This window comes from Caballeronia sp. HLA56, from assembly GCF_054655155.1.
This window is the reverse complement of the sequence record NZ_BAAHOB010000002.1, coordinates 391,104-406,834: the sequence shown is the minus strand read 5'-3', so window position 1 is coordinate 406,834 and position 15,731 is coordinate 391,104. Positions and strand designations below refer to the sequence as shown.

The 15,731-nt window shown below is 62.0% G+C and carries 17 protein-coding genes; 11 read left to right on the top strand and 6 right to left on the bottom strand.

Annotation, left to right across the window (positions count from 1 at the left end; translation table 11 throughout):
- Positions 1 to 82: 82 nt before the first annotated feature.
- The 3 genes from ACYQ47_RS08280 to ACYQ47_RS08270 all read right to left on the bottom strand — a co-directional run bounded on the left by ACYQ47_RS08280 (position 83) and on the right by ACYQ47_RS08270 (position 3,857).
- The gene (locus tag ACYQ47_RS08280) at positions 83 to 1,237 is read right to left on the bottom strand and encodes a porin (protein ID WP_250469075.1); all 1,155 of its coding nucleotides are present in this window, start codon (positions 1,235 to 1,237) and stop codon (positions 83 to 85) included.
- A 515-nt stretch (positions 1,238 to 1,752) separates the two neighbouring features.
- Positions 1,753 to 3,549 (bottom strand): RecQ family ATP-dependent DNA helicase, encoded by a 1,797-nt coding sequence (locus ACYQ47_RS08275; protein ID WP_459905056.1) that lies wholly within the window; start codon positions 3,547 to 3,549, stop codon positions 1,753 to 1,755.
- Between the two features lie 20 nt (positions 3,550 to 3,569).
- Complete coding sequence (locus ACYQ47_RS08270) at positions 3,570 to 3,857, bottom strand: hypothetical protein (RefSeq protein ID WP_244829822.1); 288 nt, start codon at positions 3,855 to 3,857, stop codon at positions 3,570 to 3,572.
- Between the two features lie 349 nt (positions 3,858 to 4,206).
- On the opposite strand from ACYQ47_RS08270, the gene ACYQ47_RS08265 reads away from it, so the two are divergent.
- Positions 4,207 to 4,521, top strand: a complete 315-nt coding sequence (locus ACYQ47_RS08265) for a hypothetical protein (protein WP_244829823.1) — start codon at positions 4,207 to 4,209, stop codon at positions 4,519 to 4,521.
- Between the two features lie 25 nt (positions 4,522 to 4,546).
- On the opposite strand, the gene ACYQ47_RS08260 is transcribed toward ACYQ47_RS08265, so the two are convergent.
- Positions 4,547 to 4,936, bottom strand: a complete 390-nt coding sequence (locus ACYQ47_RS08260; protein WP_310391646.1) for a hypothetical protein — start codon at positions 4,934 to 4,936, stop codon at positions 4,547 to 4,549.
- A gap of 292 nt (positions 4,937 to 5,228) precedes the next feature.
- Here ACYQ47_RS08260 and ACYQ47_RS08255 point away from each other — a divergent pair, with 292 nt between their 5' ends.
- Positions 5,229 to 6,245 (top strand): alpha/beta hydrolase, encoded by a 1,017-nt coding sequence (locus tag ACYQ47_RS08255; RefSeq protein WP_459905055.1) that lies wholly within the window; start codon positions 5,229 to 5,231, stop codon positions 6,243 to 6,245.
- Positions 6,246 to 6,257: 12 nt separating this feature from the next.
- Here ACYQ47_RS08255 and ACYQ47_RS08250 read toward each other — a convergent pair whose 3' ends face one another.
- Positions 6,258 to 6,548: a hypothetical protein gene (locus ACYQ47_RS08250; protein WP_250469068.1), complete on the bottom strand. Its 291-nt coding sequence runs from the start codon at positions 6,546 to 6,548 to the stop codon at positions 6,258 to 6,260.
- A gap of 397 nt (positions 6,549 to 6,945) precedes the next feature.
- Between ACYQ47_RS08250 and ACYQ47_RS08245 the strand changes: the two genes are divergently transcribed.
- Positions 6,946 to 7,389 (top strand): SET domain-containing protein, encoded by a 444-nt coding sequence (locus tag ACYQ47_RS08245; protein WP_250469065.1) that lies wholly within the window; start codon positions 6,946 to 6,948, stop codon positions 7,387 to 7,389.
- Between the two features lie 23 nt (positions 7,390 to 7,412).
- On the opposite strand, the gene ACYQ47_RS08240 is transcribed toward ACYQ47_RS08245, so the two are convergent.
- Entirely contained in the window at positions 7,413 to 8,174 is a 762-nt protein-coding gene (locus ACYQ47_RS08240) for an SDR family NAD(P)-dependent oxidoreductase (RefSeq protein WP_459905054.1), read from the bottom strand.
- A 125-nt stretch (positions 8,175 to 8,299) separates the two neighbouring features.
- On the opposite strand from ACYQ47_RS08240, the gene ACYQ47_RS08235 reads away from it, so the two are divergent.
- From ACYQ47_RS08235 to ACYQ47_RS08200, 8 genes are all read left to right on the top strand, one after another.
- A complete protein-coding gene (locus ACYQ47_RS08235; RefSeq protein WP_459905053.1) occupies positions 8,300 to 9,208 on the top strand; it encodes a LysR family transcriptional regulator in 909 nt (302 codons plus the stop codon).
- Positions 9,209 to 9,396: 188 nt separating this feature from the next.
- Positions 9,397 to 10,011 (top strand): sigma-70 family RNA polymerase sigma factor, encoded by a 615-nt coding sequence (locus ACYQ47_RS08230; protein WP_244829830.1) that lies wholly within the window; start codon positions 9,397 to 9,399, stop codon positions 10,009 to 10,011.
- Entirely contained in the window at positions 10,008 to 10,736 is a 729-nt protein-coding gene (locus tag ACYQ47_RS08225) for an anti-sigma factor (protein WP_244829831.1), read from the top strand. Before ACYQ47_RS08230 ends, ACYQ47_RS08225 begins: the two co-directional genes overlap by 4 nt.
- 233 nt (positions 10,737 to 10,969) lie before the next feature.
- Positions 10,970 to 11,758, top strand: coding sequence for a DUF1295 domain-containing protein (locus ACYQ47_RS08220; protein WP_459905052.1), 789 nt, complete (start codon positions 10,970 to 10,972; stop codon positions 11,756 to 11,758).
- Between the two features lie 16 nt (positions 11,759 to 11,774).
- The gene (locus ACYQ47_RS08215; protein ID WP_459905051.1) at positions 11,775 to 12,917 is read left to right on the top strand and encodes an SAM-dependent methyltransferase; all 1,143 of its coding nucleotides are present in this window, start codon (positions 11,775 to 11,777) and stop codon (positions 12,915 to 12,917) included.
- Positions 12,914 to 13,513 (top strand): lipocalin family protein, encoded by a 600-nt coding sequence (locus tag ACYQ47_RS08210; RefSeq protein ID WP_459905050.1) that lies wholly within the window; start codon positions 12,914 to 12,916, stop codon positions 13,511 to 13,513. Before ACYQ47_RS08215 ends, ACYQ47_RS08210 begins: the two co-directional genes overlap by 4 nt.
- 112 nt (positions 13,514 to 13,625) lie before the next feature.
- Positions 13,626 to 14,927, top strand: a complete 1,302-nt coding sequence (locus ACYQ47_RS08205; protein ID WP_250494407.1) for an NAD(P)/FAD-dependent oxidoreductase — start codon at positions 13,626 to 13,628, stop codon at positions 14,925 to 14,927.
- Positions 14,912 to 15,721, top strand: a complete 810-nt coding sequence (locus ACYQ47_RS08200) for a DUF1365 domain-containing protein (protein ID WP_309846675.1) — start codon at positions 14,912 to 14,914, stop codon at positions 15,719 to 15,721. Before ACYQ47_RS08205 ends, ACYQ47_RS08200 begins: the two co-directional genes overlap by 16 nt.
- The last annotated feature ends 10 nt before the right edge of the window (positions 15,722 to 15,731 follow it).

Here is a 15,731-nt window from a genome sequence, read left to right as displayed (position 1 = left end):
GTTTAAGCAAAAGGGGCTGCGATCATGAGATCGCAGCCCCTTTTTATCGCGTGATGCTAGGGCAACAACGAAGCACGCACGCTTAGAAGCGGTGACGCAAGCCGACCGCCGCCGCCACCTGATTCTGCGTCGTCGAAGGCGACAGCGTGTTGATCATCGCGACATTGGCGCCTGCATTGCCAAGCTCGCCCGAAGCATGCTGATACACGCCTTCGACGTACACATCCGTGCGACGCGAGAGCGAGTAATCCGCCTTGAGCGACACCGTATGCCACTTCGGATCGCCCGAGCCGTTTGCGCCGTTGATCTTGCCGTCGGTGTACGCGTAGGACGCGTCGAGATCGAGCGCAGGCGTCAACGCATAGCGGCCGTTCAGTTCGAAGTTGTTCATATGCAGGTTCGTGCCGCCCGGCAGCGCGAACGTGGAGCCGCCTTGCGACGCCGCGATCAGGTTGTCGTAATGCGTATTCGTCCACACGAAGCCGACGGTCGCCGGGCCATAAGCGTAATTCAAGCCTGCGCCGAAGGTGCGTTGCTGATCCGCGGTCAGATTGTTGTTGCTGCCTTGACCCGCCGCTACCGCGCCGCCCGTATTGCCCGTGCGCGAGTTATTGATTTGCAGGTAAGACGCCGCAAAGTTCAACGGACCCGTGCTGTACGAAGCACCCGCACTCCATGCGCGATTGTTCGAGAACTGGCCGGCGTCATTGCTGAAGCCATACAAGCCGCCGAACTTGAAGCCGCCGTAGTTGGCGCTTTGATACTTCACTGCATTCTTGATCGAGAACGAGTTGTCGAGGTTGTCGTTATCGAACGGATGCGCCGTCAGGTTATTGCCATAGCCGCCGCCCGGTTCCGACAAGGGCGCGAGGTAGTCGACCATGGAGTCGTATTGGCGACCGAGCGTGATCGTGCCGTACTGGTCATGTTGCAAGCCGACATACGCCTGACGACTGAACATGGAGTTGCTTTCGCTATAGCTGCCGTTGTTGAGGTTGAAGCCGCTTTCCAACTTGAAAAGCGCGTGCATTCCGCCACCCAGATCTTCAGACCCGCGCAAACCGAAATACGTGTCCGATACCGAACCACTGCCTTGCTGCCAGTTACTGTGTCCCGCGGAGTTGTTGGTGTAGACGAGGCCCGCGTCGAGCGTGCCGTACAAGGTGACGCTGCTTTGCGCCTGAGCCGTGGCGGCGAACGTGCCAAGAACGCCTGCGATGAGAAGAGTTTTTTTCATGGTTCTCTAAGTGCCCTGCTAAGTGTTCATGTTCAAGACCAGGCTTCTTCAAGATCAGGCTACCGCGCAAGCAGAAGCTCGCTCCTCAAGAAACTTGAGGGACACTATATGTGAGCACTTCGTTTATTCCGCTGCGGTCGCCAGGAAACAATATTTTGCTAAAACCACACTAAGCTGAGTGGACGCTTCGTTTCCCTTTAAGCTCAGACGCTTAGGTCTCTTGGCAAGTAATACAGACGAGGTTTCGTGTTGTGCATGAACGACGGCATTCCACCGATCCACGCAAGAGCCATTTGCGAGCCATGCGGTTTGTTGTTGGCGATCGGGTTGTTACGCTTCGTCATGTCCTAAAGAACTCCGAATTGCAGTCCAGGGACAGGGGCGGCTTCGCGAGAGGAAGCCGCCCTTTTACGCTTTGATTGCGCTTGATTGTCAAGCGTCGCTAAACGCGCTTTCATGACTTAAGGCCCTTAATCCGCACGCTTGGGAAATGCTAAGAAAACGCTAAAAAAAACTTAAGAAGCGCGCTTGACGAATTGCGCGACGAACGTGCGCGTCGAGTCATCGGCGAAGCGGACGGCAACGCTTTCACCGCTCATCATTTCCACCGTGCCCACGCCATAGCGACGCACGCGAACACGATCGCCCGCTTCGAAAGTCTTTAGTTTGCCCAGCGGCTTCGACGCTTCATCGACGCGTGCGTGCTCACGTTCTTCACGCGCGCTTATGCTGATCTCCGGCGGATGCAGGCAATTATCGCAAGCGCCGCATGTCTTGCCGCCAAGCTCGTCCTCCGGCGATCGATAATTCATCTCCGCCTGACGCAGAAGCTCATGCGACTTTGCATCGTCGATATCGGCAGCGAAATAGTCGAGCACGATGCGCCAGCGGCATTGCGCGCTCTGCACGTACGTGATCATTCGTTCCAGCACCGCGCGGTCACGCTGCGCTCTCGCGGTGTACGCGCCCGCTGCTCGATCGAGATGCGCGAAGGCCGCGCCATCGTCGATGAGTTTCATGCCGCCGCGCTGCGTGCGCCGCGTCATGCCGAGTTCGTTCAACAATGTTGCCGCCACGCGCAACTTGTTCGCACCAATATTCGGCATCGCTTCCTGCAAGCGTTCAAGCGGCTTCTGCAGCGTGTGGCTAGCGTCTTCCTTGGCGAGCTTGCATACGGTTTCGGCCACGAGTCGAATAGTCTCCGCACTCGGATAGCGGCCACCGAGAAAGAACTGCTGAACCTGCTTGTCCTTCATCTCGAAGAGCAGAATGCAATCCGCAGGCTCGCCATCACGGCCCGCGCGGCCTGCTTCCTGATAGTACGCATCGAGGCTGCCGGGCATCTGCGCGTGCAGCACGAAGCGAATGTCCGGCTTGTCGATCCCCATGCCGAATGCATTGGTCGCCACCATCACGCGCACGCGATCTTCCATGAAAGCGTCCTGCGCTTCCGAACGTACACTCGCCGCAAGCTTGCCGTGATAACGCTCGGCCTCGACGCCGGCATCGACGAGCGCGGCATGCAGCGCCTCGCACTCGGCCACTGTCGAGCAATACACAATGCCGCTGCCTTGTATTGCGCTCACGCGTTCGATTGCACGCGCGCGTTTCTCCTCGGGATTCGTCAACTGCTCGACGGAGAAATGCAGGTTCTCGCGATACACGCCCGTATGGATCACGTTTGCATGGCGCATTTGCAATTCGCGCACGATGTCCGTGACGACCGCGGGCGTCGCGGTTGCCGTCAGCGCGAGCACGGGCGGTCGGCCCAGCGTCTTGACCGCATGAATGAGTTCGACGTACGCGGGACGGAAGTCGTGTCCCCACTGCGAAATGCAATGCGCTTCGTCGATCACCACGAGCGGAACTTCGGGCATGCCGTCAGCAAGAAGTGTTGCGTTGAACTCGGCATCGACGAGACGCTCGGGCGTGACGAACAGTATGCGAACCGCATGATCGGCGATAGCCTGCATTGCTTCGCGCGCTTCACTTGCCTTGAGCGTGCTATTCAGAACCCTCGTCGCCACGCCCGCTTCCGCGAGCTTGGCAGCCTGATCGCGCATCAACGATATGAGCGGCGATACGACGATCGTCATGCCCTCGAATTGCAGCGCCGGCAGTTGATAGCAAAGCGATTTGCCGGCGCCTGTTGGCATGACGGCGAGCGTATCGGCGCCGTCGAGCACGCTTCGAATGACCTCTTCCTGACCCGGCCGCAGGTGCGGAAATCCGAATACCTTGAGTAGTGCCTTTTCCAGTTCGGCGTCGAGCGGTCGCGACGAACGGCTCTTGCGTGTGCGGCTATCGTTCATAAGTCGGAGATGGCGAGGGCTTAGTCTTTCCAGTCTTTTCTTTTCGAATCGGCCTTGCCCGAGCCACTGCTCTTGGCGTTCTTCTGTTTCACGCGTTCCTCTTCGGTACGCGCGAGCGTCGTGGGATCGGTGCCCGCCTTGCCTGCGGCGCCCGCGCCGCCTGCCGTGCCAGCCGACTTGCCGGATGCGCCAGTGCCCGATTGCGTGTTGCCCGGCACGGTGCTTTCTTCAGCGTGCGCCGCGATGGAGCCGATGAGTCCGGTCAACGCAACGGCGCAGCACAGGATGGAAGACGCTGTCTTTTTCATTGTCGATACCTCGATGGAGGCTAGCGCTTATGCAGGAGTTGCCGCGCTGCCTTCGAACAGCATCAAAGCAATCAGCAGACCCAGCACCACTTGCTTGAAGAAAGCGCCAAGGCAATGAAGAAATGTCCCGTTGATTCTCCCGTCCTTTGCATGCGTTCCGTGCCTCGAACGGTCGTTCGGAGAAGAATGAGGGAAAACCCGCTCGATGCCAAAAGGTGCGGAAACGAGACCAGGTAAGCCTCACCGCAAGCTGGTTTTCAATTGGAAACAATTTCGAAGAAGGTAAAGCGAACCATCGGAACGTCAATTGCTCAGATGTTTACTTTACGAATCGAGCAGGAAAAGGACTATGAAGAAAGGCATCGATGCCGCCATCCCCGAGTTTCGACAGCGCCGAACCGCGCAACTCGCGGAAAGCGAACTCAGACATCTGGAATTGATTCTCGCAAGCTATGCCGGGCCGCCCGACGTGGCGCCGGGACGTTTTCCGACCGGATATTGGGACAAACGCATCGCCCAGCTCGATGCCGACTACGATCTCGTCCCGTCGCAGTGCCATCGCGTCGCCTCGCTGCAACGCAAGCTTGCTCTTTTGGATAACGCGCTCGACTCTGCGTACCCCGAGTCGCATGAGGACGCTCAGAACCGGCGTGCAGCCGCCTGAGTTAGGTCCGTTCCAGGCCCAAAGACTACTTCGCTCGCCGGATGGCCATACGCGCCACATCCGCAGCAAGATCCGCGCAAAGTTCGGCCCACTTGCCGAGCAGCGATGAATCATTAGTCAGGAAGTACGGCGAGCCGGCCCAGACCGGGCCGTTTTCATCGTCGTAAGCCACTTCGAAGATTCGCAGGTCTTCGTCATCGCCTTTGCCCATTGCGACGAGTTCGGCAAACGAGTGAACGTGTTTGAGCGCGACATCGTACACGCCGATGCCGCGCAAGACCGCCATCACCGTCTTGCCGATTCGCCATGCCGCTTCGCGGCTGTCCGCCATGACGAAGGCCACGCCTTCTGCCGGCGTTTCAAGTGTGATCCGGAAAAGCCGGGTCCTGCATTCGTTGCTGAGTTGGGTATTCATGGTCCGCAAGCTGGCGCGCTTTGGCTCGGCTCCAATCGAAAAAAGAGCCGCCGCGAGGCACGCGTGTGTCGTGGACGCGATCGGCACCTGAAGCACTGTCGCGTGTTTGTCGACCCCTTAGAGCCACACGATAAGCCGTTGTTCCCGAGTGAAAGCCATTCGTCTGCGCGTAGTGTGCACCACGCGCCGGGGGACCGCGTGAAGCGGTTTGTAATTGCGCCGGTGCGCGACGTGGAAGCATCTAGAATGAGGAACGATCCATCCCGCGTGCCCACCGAAAAAGGCGCCATCCATGACCGATCATCCCCACGCAGCCGACACACAGCGCCAGTTGCAAACCTGCATCTCGGTACGCGACATCGGCAGCTTCTTCGTCGGCGGCGAGATGCTTACGCTAAGCGGCATGCCGCATCGCGACCGCGTCAGCACGAACCAGGGCGCGGTGCATCCTGTCGATCAGAATGGCGAGATCATCGCGGGACAGATGTACGTGCAATACATCAGGCTCGAACGTCCCACCGGACGATGGCCGCTCTTGCTCTGGCATGGCGGCGGCATGAGCGGCGTCAACTGGGAGACCACGCCCGACGGCCGTCCCGGCTGGCAGATGTTCTTCCTGCGCTCGGGTCTGGATGTGTATGTCTCCGATGCGGTCGAACGCGGACGCGCGTCGTGGGCGCCGTATCCCGAGGTATATGCCGAAGCGCCCTACTTTCGCACGGCGCGCGAGGCGTGGGAAGAAACCTTCCGCTTCGGGCCGGCGGGCTCGTGGCATCCGGATGAAGCGGCAAGACGCTCGCACGAAGGCGTGCGCTTTCCTGTCGGGCGGATGGAAACCTTCATGCATCAGTTCGTGCCGCGCTGGGCGACCAACAATGCCCGCACGCAACATGCTTACGACGCGCTCATCGCGAGCCTCGACACCAGCATCATCCTCACGCATAGTCAGGGCGGCAACTTCGGGCTGACGGCCGCGCTCAATGCGCCGGAACGCGTGAAGGCGGTGATCTCGCTGGAGCCATCCGGCGCGCCGTCCCCTGACGATCGCGACGCCGCTCTTGTGCGCGATGTGCCGCATCTCTTCCTTTGGGGCGACTATCTCGATCAGCATTCGTTTTGGGTCGATTCGGTGCCGAACGTCCGGCGCTGGCATGACGCGCTGGCCGCGGCGGGCACGGATGTCGAATGGATCGATCTGCCCGCGCGCGGCATTACCGGCAACTCTCACGCGCTCATGGCCGACGACAACAGCGACGCCATCGCTGCGATCGTGCTCGAATGGCTGCGCAAGCACAGCCTCGCGGCCTGAGCACATGCGTCCTTACGATCCCGTTATGCCGTTCGCCGGGTTCGCATGTCCCATGATCGCCGCGATATTGCCGATGGCCGGTTGCACATAAACGGGCGGCGGTGCATCGAGCGGCAGCGGCGCGGGGCCGGAGTACATTGCGTGCGGGTAGACCGGCAGCGGCGGCGCGCTCTGCGCATTGGAAGCCACGGGAAACACGGGCCCGCCCACGATACCCACGCCAATGAACGGATGTGCCTCTGCCGCCGTCATGCAAGCGGCGCTCAAGGCCAGTGCCAGCGTGATGTTTCTGATCGTCTTCATGTTCGTCTCCTGTTGTTTCCGGTTCGTCGATGAAGCCATTCTGCGAGCCGAAAATGAGAGAAGAATGAGGACGTAGTGCAAGTCAGAAGAGTTCGGTATCCATCGGCAGCAGGTTGATCCACTTGACGGCGGTGCGCCGCTCGACGCCATCGTCGTGAATGGAGCGAATCATGACGCGTTCGCCGCGAGCCTCTCCCAACACTTCGACGATACGGTTACGATAGCGCGCGAGCGTGCCTCTGAGTGGCTTGCGTCTCTTGCGCCTGCGGGTTAAAACAGCATGCATGGGCGTGACAGCGATTTATGACGGCATCATCATAACCATCGCCGCGCACAGGCTCAAACAAATCTCCCGTCTTCGCGCGAATTCAAGCAAACCCAAGCGAGCCGCCACACCATGCGACGAATCACAGTACGAACTTCTCCCGTCCATGGCCGGGGCGTTTTCGCCCTCGCCGATCTACCCACCGGCGCGCTGCTGCTCGAATACAAGGGGCAGCGGCTGACGTGGAAGCAGGCGCAACGCAGCCATGAACGCTCGACCGCCGAGGACGGTCACACCTTCTTCTTCGGTCTCGACGATGGCAGCGTGATCGACGGCGCACGCGGCGGCAACTCCGCACGCTGGCTCAATCACAGTTGCGCGCCGAACTGCGAAGCCGAGCAGGACGGCGAGCGCGTCTTCATCTTCGCCATCCAGCCCATTCGAAAGGGCGATGAGCTCTTCATCGATTACCGCCTGACGGTGGAAGGACGGCGCACGGCGGCAATGAAGCGGCTTTATGCATGCCGATGTCAGGCATCGGGCTGTCGGGGAACGATGTTGTCGGCGGGAAGGTAGTGCCTCGCCGACAACGTCGACGCTTAGATTTGCGCCATCCCTCCATCGACGAACAACTCGGCCCCGTTCACGAAGCTTGCGTCAGCGGATGCAAGAAACACCACCGCGCGTCCGATCTCACGCGGCTCGCCCAGTCGCGCGAGCGGCACCGACGAAGCCAGATGCGCATACAACCCTTCCTGCCGACCTTCGGGCACGATGCCCGCAAGCCCCGGCGTGCGCACCGGGCCCGGGCTCACCACGTTCACGCGAATGCCGCGATCCTTCAAATCCAGAATCCATGAGCGCGCGAAGTTACGCACCGCCGCCTTGCTCGCGCTGTAGACGCTGAAATTTTCCGTGCCTTGAATTCCAGTGGTCGAGGCCATCAGGACGACCGAGCCGCCATCCACGAGCAAGAGCAAGCTCTTTTGCACCGTGAACACGAGCCCCTTCACGTTGGTTCCGAAAATGCGGTCGAAGTGCTCCTCATCGATCTGCGAAAGCGGCACCATGTCGCCACCGCCTGCATTCGCCACGACGATATCGAGCCGCCCCGCACGCTCGCGAATCTCGCTGAAGACGCGGTCGAGATCGTCGAGCTTCGATACATCCGCGCGAATGCCCGTCGCGCCCGCGCCGATGGCCGCGACCGCCGCATCCAGTTCCGCCTGACGACGGCCTGTGATGAACACCGTCGCACCTTCCGCCGCCAGTTCCTGCGCCGACGCAAGACCAATGCCGCTCGATCCGCCCGTCACCAGTGCAATCTTGTTTGCCAGCTTACCTTGCGTTTCTTGAGTCATGATGTTCTCCGATTCGATCAGTTAAGCCGGCGTCGTCGCCAGCGCATGAACCTCACTGTACAAACAATGGATTGTTGAATAAAGTCGTCGAACGCGATTACTTTATCCACCTGCATAGATAATCAATGGACCAGATTCTTGCCATCCGGGTGTTCGCGCGCGTCGTCGAAACCGGATCGTTCACGCGCGCCGCCGGCTCGCTCGACATGCCGCTTGCAACCGTGAGCAAGCTCGTCGGTTCGCTCGAAAAGCATCTCGGCATGAAGCTGCTGCAGCGTACGACGCGTCAAGTCTCCGTTACGCCGGAAGGTAATGCGTACTATGAACGCACCACGCGCCTTCTGCACGAACTCGAAGATATCGACGCGAGCTTCAGCGCCGCGCAGAAGCGGCCACGCGGACGGTTGCGGATCGACATCGGTTCGTCCACGGCGAGTTGCGTGCTCATTCCGGCGCTGCCCGAATTCACCGCGCAATATCCGGAGATCAACATCGGGCTCGGCGTGAGCGACCGTCAGGTCGACCTGATCGGCGACAACGTCGACTGCGTGATTCGCGGCGGCCGGGCAGACGAACCATCGCTCGTTGCCCGGCCGCTCGGACGCGCGCGCTTCGTCACGTGCGCCACGCCCGGCTACATCGAACGATACGGCAAGCCGCGGCATCCGTCCGATCTGGAGAAGGGGCATCGCGTGGTGAACTACATGTCGGCACGATCGGGCCGCGTCGTGCCCATGCGCTTCGAAAAGGGTGCGACGAAGGTCGTCGTGGACGGCGCGCAGAACCGCTACATGGGCGTGAACGAAAGTACGGCGCACTTCGCGGCGGGGCTGGCGGGACTCGGCGTCATTCAGACGTTCGCCTATGCGGCCAATGCCGCGATCGCGCGCGGCGAACTCGTGCCGCTGCTGCAAGGCTGGCAGCCGGCGCCTTATCCGTTCTTTCTCGTCTATCCGCCCGACCGGCATATGAGCCAGCGGTTGCGCGTGTTTATCGACTGGGCGATGGCGCGCTTTTCCGAGGCGTTCGAATAGCCGCGGCTTGCATCCCGTGCGCGTTGTGATCCGTATCTTCCCTGAGAATACGAACGGGATGCCGGAAGGACACGGACATGACGAGGCTTCTTTATAGCGCCCTGGCGACAGATTGCTTGCAGCGCGCCGGCACGGTGATATATTTCGGCAGGACCTCACCCCCGAGCGCGGCTCGACCCATTCTGCCCATGACGGACACTACCTCCGGCAGCACCGGCAATTACTCCGACCGAAACGACGGCAGCGACACCGACGCCGGCCTGTTGCGGCGCGAGCGCCTGAACGACATGCTCGTGCGTGTCGCGAAGGGAGACCAGAAAGCGTTCGCGGAGTTGTACCGCGTGACCTCGTCGCGCGTGTTCGGCGTGATCTTGCGGATGATGCACGACCGAGGCGAAGCCGAGGACATCCTGCAAGAGGTCTACGCCGCCGCCTGGCGTCGCGCCGATTCCTTCGATCCCGAACGCGGCAGCGCCATCACCTGGCTCATTACGCTCGGGCGCAATCGCACCATCGACCGCATGCGTCAGCGCCGCGAGGAATTGCTCGGCGACGACGAAACCCCCGAAATCGCCGACGATGCCCCGACGCCCGCCGCCGCGGCCGAATCGAGCGAAGAGCGGCGGCGGCTCGAACAATGTCTCGACCGTCTGGAGCCGCAGCAAGGCCGCGCGGTGCGCGAAGCGTTCTTCACGGGCGCGACGTATAACGAGCTGGCGCAACGTCTGGCAGTGCCGCTCGGCACCATGAAGAGCTGGATTCGCCGAAGCCTCATGCAACTCAGGACGTGCCTCGAACAATGAACACGCCCGCCCAAAACGAAGACGATCTGCGCTGCGCCGAGTACGCGCTCGGCGTACTCGACCTGCAGGAGCGCCGCGCGCTGGAAACGGACGTGACGCGCAATCCCGGTCTGCAACGCACGCTGGATGACTGGCACGAGCGGCTCGCTCCGCTCGCGCAGGACATCGCGCCGGTGACACCGCCCGCACGCATCTGGACGCGAATCCAGCGCGATCTCGGCTTCCTGCCGGAAGGCTCGGTGGCCAAGAAGAGCGGCTGGTGGAACAGCCTCGATCTGTGGCGCTGGCTAGCCGTCGGCGCGAGCGCCGTCGCGCTGGTGCTGGTCGCGGTGAATCTCACGCGCGCGCCGCAAGCGCCGCCGCAGCCAACCGTCGCTCAGGCGCCGCAATACATGGTGGCGACCATCGCGCAGAAGGACGGCGTCGCGCATTGGACCGCAACCGTCGATGTCTCGCGTTCGCGCATGGTGGTCGTACCGGCGGTGCAATCGGTCATCGCGGCGGATCGCGCGACCGAGCTCTGGCTGATCCCGCCAGACGCGAAGCCGATCGCGCTAGGCGTATTCCCGTCGAACACGCCTGCGACCATGAACCTTCCGCCCGAGATCATGGCGCTGCTGAGCAACAAGGCGGTGCTGGCGGTGTCGGTGGAACCGCCGGGCGGATCGCCGACCGGTGCGCCGACGGGTCCCGTGATCGGCACGGGCGAGATTCGCGGCACGTAACGCGCTACGTTACATAGGCGGTGCGCTTGCATTCTTTGCAGCGCACCGCTTGGCTTCGCGATCGAAAGTAGTCGTCGCGCTGCCTAACAAGCCTGCTTCACCGGTGATCCGACGAACCAACGCCCACGCCGACGTCGAGTTTTCGTTCGCCGTCGACAAGACGCGCTCTAACTGCATCCATCTCAAACCGGCATCCGTATTGCTCTATCGAACGCATGTTCGTGGAGCTTCGCATGCCCGTTGTCGTCTCCTTCCTGATTGCCTTGGCCGGCCTTGTGCTGCTCTTCAGCGCCGTATGGCTCTGGCAATTGCGCTCGAAAAACGCCGGCATGATCGATCCGATCTGGGCGGCATCGCTCGCACTCGTCGCGCTGTTCATCGCGGTGGCCGGGACTGGCGCGTCCATCAATCGTCTATGCGTCGCGGCTGGCGGATGCGTCTGGGGCGCGCGCCTTGCCTTGCATCTGTGGCGGCGCAATCACGGCAAACCCGAAGACCCGCGTTATCACGCGTTTCGTGAACGCTGGGGCGCGGCAGCGGCGCGCAACATGTTCTGGTTCTTCCAGTTGCAGGTGCTCATCTCCATCTTGCTCGCGCTCGCGTTCTTCGTGCCCGCATATTCGGTCGAGCCCGCGCATCCGGTGGCTATCGCGGCGGCGGTCGTGGTGTGGATCATCGCCGTGGCAGGCGAAGCGCTGGCCGACCGTCAGTTGAAGCGCTTTGCCGCCGACCCATCGCATCACGGCAAGGTGTGCCGCGACGGCCTCTGGCGTTACTCGCGTCATCCCAACTATTTCTTCGAGTGCGTGCACTGGGTTGCCTACGCGGTGCTGTCGATCGGCCTGCCGTGGAGCTGGCTCACCATCGCGCCGCCGCTGTTGATGGCGTGGCTCCTTATCAAGGTGTCGGGCATTCCGCTGCTCGAAGCGCGGCTTGCCGAAACGCGCGACGGTTATCGCGACTACATGCGCACGACCAGCGTGCTGGTGCCGTGGCCGCCGAAGCCGCCCGTGCATTCATAACCCGAGGATTTCGCCGATGAACGCATCAACACGACAAGCCAGCCCGCTCGACAATTCGAATCCCCCGTTGGACGAAAGCTGGATGATTCGCCTCTGCGAACGCGGCTGGCTTCCCGACACGCTGGTGCGCGCCGGCATGCGCGCTTTCATCCGCCAGCGTCTGCGCGACGAACACGCGGGCAACGGCGAGCGCCGCACGCAAGCGCTCGATACGCTGCTGGCCGATTTGCGCACGAGCCCCATTGCCATCGAAACGCAAGCTGCCAACACGCAGCATTATGAGTTGCCGGGCGCGTTCTTCGAAGCTCACCTCGGGCCGCGCCTCAAATATTCGTGTGGCTATTTTCCGAGCGGCCAGGAAACGCTCGCACAAAGCGAGATCGCGATGCTCGAAAGCTATGCCGAACGCGCGCAACTCGCCGATGGCCAGCGCATTCTCGATCTCGGCTGCGGCTGGGGCTCGCTCGCGTTGTGGCTCGCCGAGCGTTACCCGAATGCGCGCATCGTCGCGTTGTCGAATTCGCATGGACAGCGCGCGTTCATCGAGGCTCGCGCGGCCCAGCGCGGTCTCACGAACCTGCTGGTCACGACCGGCAATATCGTCGATTTCGATTTCCCCGCCGATGGCGACGCCGTCGCGTTCGACCGCATTCTGTCTGTCGAAATGTTCGAGCACATGAAGAATTACGGCCTGCTGCTCGAAAAGATTGCGCGCTGGCTCGCCGACGACGGCAAGCTCTTCGTGCATATTTTCGCGCATCGCACGCTCGCTTATCACTTCGCCTCGCGCGACAGTTCGGACTGGATGTCGCGCTATTTCTTCACCGGCGGAACCATGCCGTCCGCCGCGCTGCTGCTCAACTTCCAGGACGATTTGCGCGTGACGCGCCAATGGTGGGTCAACGGCTCGCACTACGCGCGCACGTCCGATCTCTGGCTCGCCGCGCTCGACGCGGCGCGCGCTCGCGTCATGCCGATGCTTCAGAACACTTATGGCGACGACGCCGCACTCTGGCTGCAACGCTGGCGCATGTTTTATATGGCAGTGTCCGAACTGTTCGGCTATGCGTCCGGTAGTGAGTGGGGCGTCGCGCACTACCTGTTCGAGAAGCGGCTGAACACTCGGCCGAACACTCTTCAGTCAAAGGTCATCTCATGAAACGCGCACTCATTGCCGCGCTCGCTGGCGCGGGCATCATCCTGCTGGTTGCAAGCTGCTCGAATGGTCCGCCGAATCCGAACCCGCGCGCCGAACAGCCTTTGGAAAGCGTGCCTGTCGATCTGCCGCGCTATATGGGACGCTGGTTCGTGATCGCGAATATCCCCTACTTCGCCGAACGCGATTTCGTCGCGAGCCATGTCATGTGGACCTTGCGCGACGACGGCAAGATCGTCGACGAGTTCTTCGGCCGCAAGAAGGGCTTCGACGCGCCCGAAACGCATCATCAGTTTCTCGATTCGGTGAAGCCCGGCAGCGGCGGCGGCGAATGGAGCGTGCGCATCTTCTGGCCGATCCACGTGACGCAGATGACGCTTTATGTCGATCCGGATTATCGCTACACCATTCTCGGCTATCCCAACAAGAAGCTCGGCTGGATCTTCTCGCGCGAGCCGACCATGAACGACGAGACGTATCGCTCGCTCCTCGCGCGTCTGGACGCAATGGGATACGACACGACGCAGTTCCGGCGCGTGCCGCAAAGCCCCGAGCAGATCGGACAGCCAGGCTTTCAGAGTCCCGGACAGGGCGACTGAAAACCTTTGCATGCCATTTGCATCCGGCGGGCGCGCCGCATCGTATTGATTTGCGACGACACGTTTGACCGCTGCCCGCAATGGCCCACTCGGCGCGAGGAGACCTCTCGACATGAACCGAAGAGCACCAGGACAAGGTCAGCGCATCGCCGTGGTCGGCGCGGGAATCGCCGGACTGGCGAGCGCGTGGCTGCTTGCGCGCAAGCATCGCGTGACGTTGTTCGAATCCGCGGATTATCTCGGCGGCCATACCAACACCGTGGACGTGGAGCTGGATGGCAAACGGCATCCCGTGGATACCGGCTTTCTCGTCTTCAACGAGCGCACGTATCCGAACCTGATCGCGATGCTCGCCGAACTCGGCGTGGCGACGCATCAAAGCGACATGTCGTTTTCCGTGTCGCTCGATGGCGGGCGGCTCGAATGGGCGGGCACGAGTCTGAACACGGTCTTCGCGCAGCGGCGCAATCTGTTTTCGCCCGCGTTCATCGGCATGTTGCGCGACATTCTGCGCTTCAATGCATCGGCGCAGCAGCATTTGGAGCGTGCAACGCTCAACCGGTGTTCGGTCGGCGAGTTGCTGCTCGAAGGCGGTTATGGCGCGCCGTTTCAGCGTCACTATCTTTTGCCGATGGCCGCCGCGATCTGGTCGAGCGCCGCCAGCGACATCTTGCGTTTTCCCGCCGCGACCTTTCTGCGCTTCTGTCTCAATCACGCGCTCTTGCAGGTCAACAATCGGCCGCGGTGGCGCACCGTGACGGGCGGCGGACGCGAGTATGTGCGGCGTATCGCGGCAACGCTCGACGATGTGCGCATCGGCACGCCCGTGCGCGGTATTCGTCGCGATGACGAAGGCGTCGTCGTCATGACCGATGACGCCGGACCCGAGCGTTTCGATGCTCTCGTCCTCGCCACCCACGCGCCAACGAGCCTGCATCTGCTCGACGACGCTTCGGCCAGCGAGCGCACATTGCTTTCTGCCGTGCGCTATCAGCGCAATCTTGCCGTGCTGCATACGGATCGCGCGTTGCTGCCGCGCCGCCGCCGCGTGTGGTCGGCGTGGAACTATCTCGGCGCGCGCGCGTGGGCGGGCCACGGTGAGGCCGAACCGGTGTGCGTGAGCTATCTGCTCAATCAGCTTCAGCCGCTGCCGTTCGAAACACCGGTGATCGTGACGCTCAATCCCGTCGATGAACCCGCGCCCGGCAGCGAACTCGGCCGCTACGAATACGAGCATCCGCTGCTCGATCTCGCCGCCGTGGATGCACAGCAGCGCCTGCCCGAGATTCAGGGCGTGCACAACACCTGGTTCGCGGGTGCGTGGACCGGATACGGCTTTCACGAGGACGGCCTGAAGTCGGCGTTGAGGATCGCGCGGGACTTCGGCGTGGAACCGGAATGGGCGCGCTTGTGAAGGTCGCGCGCGGCCACGGCGAGGCAGCACGTTTGCTCACGGGCCGCGTGATGCACGAGCGCCTGCGGCCGGTGCATCATCGCTTCGAGTATCCGGTTTGTTATGTCTCTTGCGACCTCGCGCGCCTTGGCGAAGTGAAGCGTGCGTGGTTCGGCATCGACCAGGTTCGGCCGTTCGCGTTTTTTCAGCGCGACTTCGGTCCGCGCGATGGCAGCGATCTGCAAACGTGGATGCGCGCCCGCCTCGCCGATGCCGCGATTCCCGCCGATGGCGAAATCCGGTTGCTCTCCATTCCGCGCGTCTTCGGCCATGCTTTCAATCCCGTGAGCTTCTGGTTCTGCCATGACCGCGCGGGCAACTTGCGCGCGCTGTACGCGGACGTGCGCAACACCTTCGGCGGGCATCGCGGCTATCTCTTGAGCGCGCCGGACCACGCGCCTATCGTCGATGACACCGAGCTCGCCTGCCGCAAGACGCTGCACGTATCCCCTTTCTGCGACGTCGATGGCGACTATGCCTTTCGCGTGCGGCGGCATGGCGACCGGCTGTCGGTCGCGATCGACTATCGCGACCGCGACGGGCTATTGATTCGCACGGCAATCGGCCTGAAGGCGCGGCCGCTAACCGGCCCGCTTGCCTTGCGCACGCTATTGAGCCAGCCGCTGCTGGCTGTCGCCGTCGTCGCGCGCATTTACTGGCAGGCGCTTCGGCTCTGGATCAAGCGCGTGCCGTTCCACGGCAGACATCCGCCATCGGCCGAGGACCCGAACGCGATGAAAGAACGGACCGAATAACAAAACACAA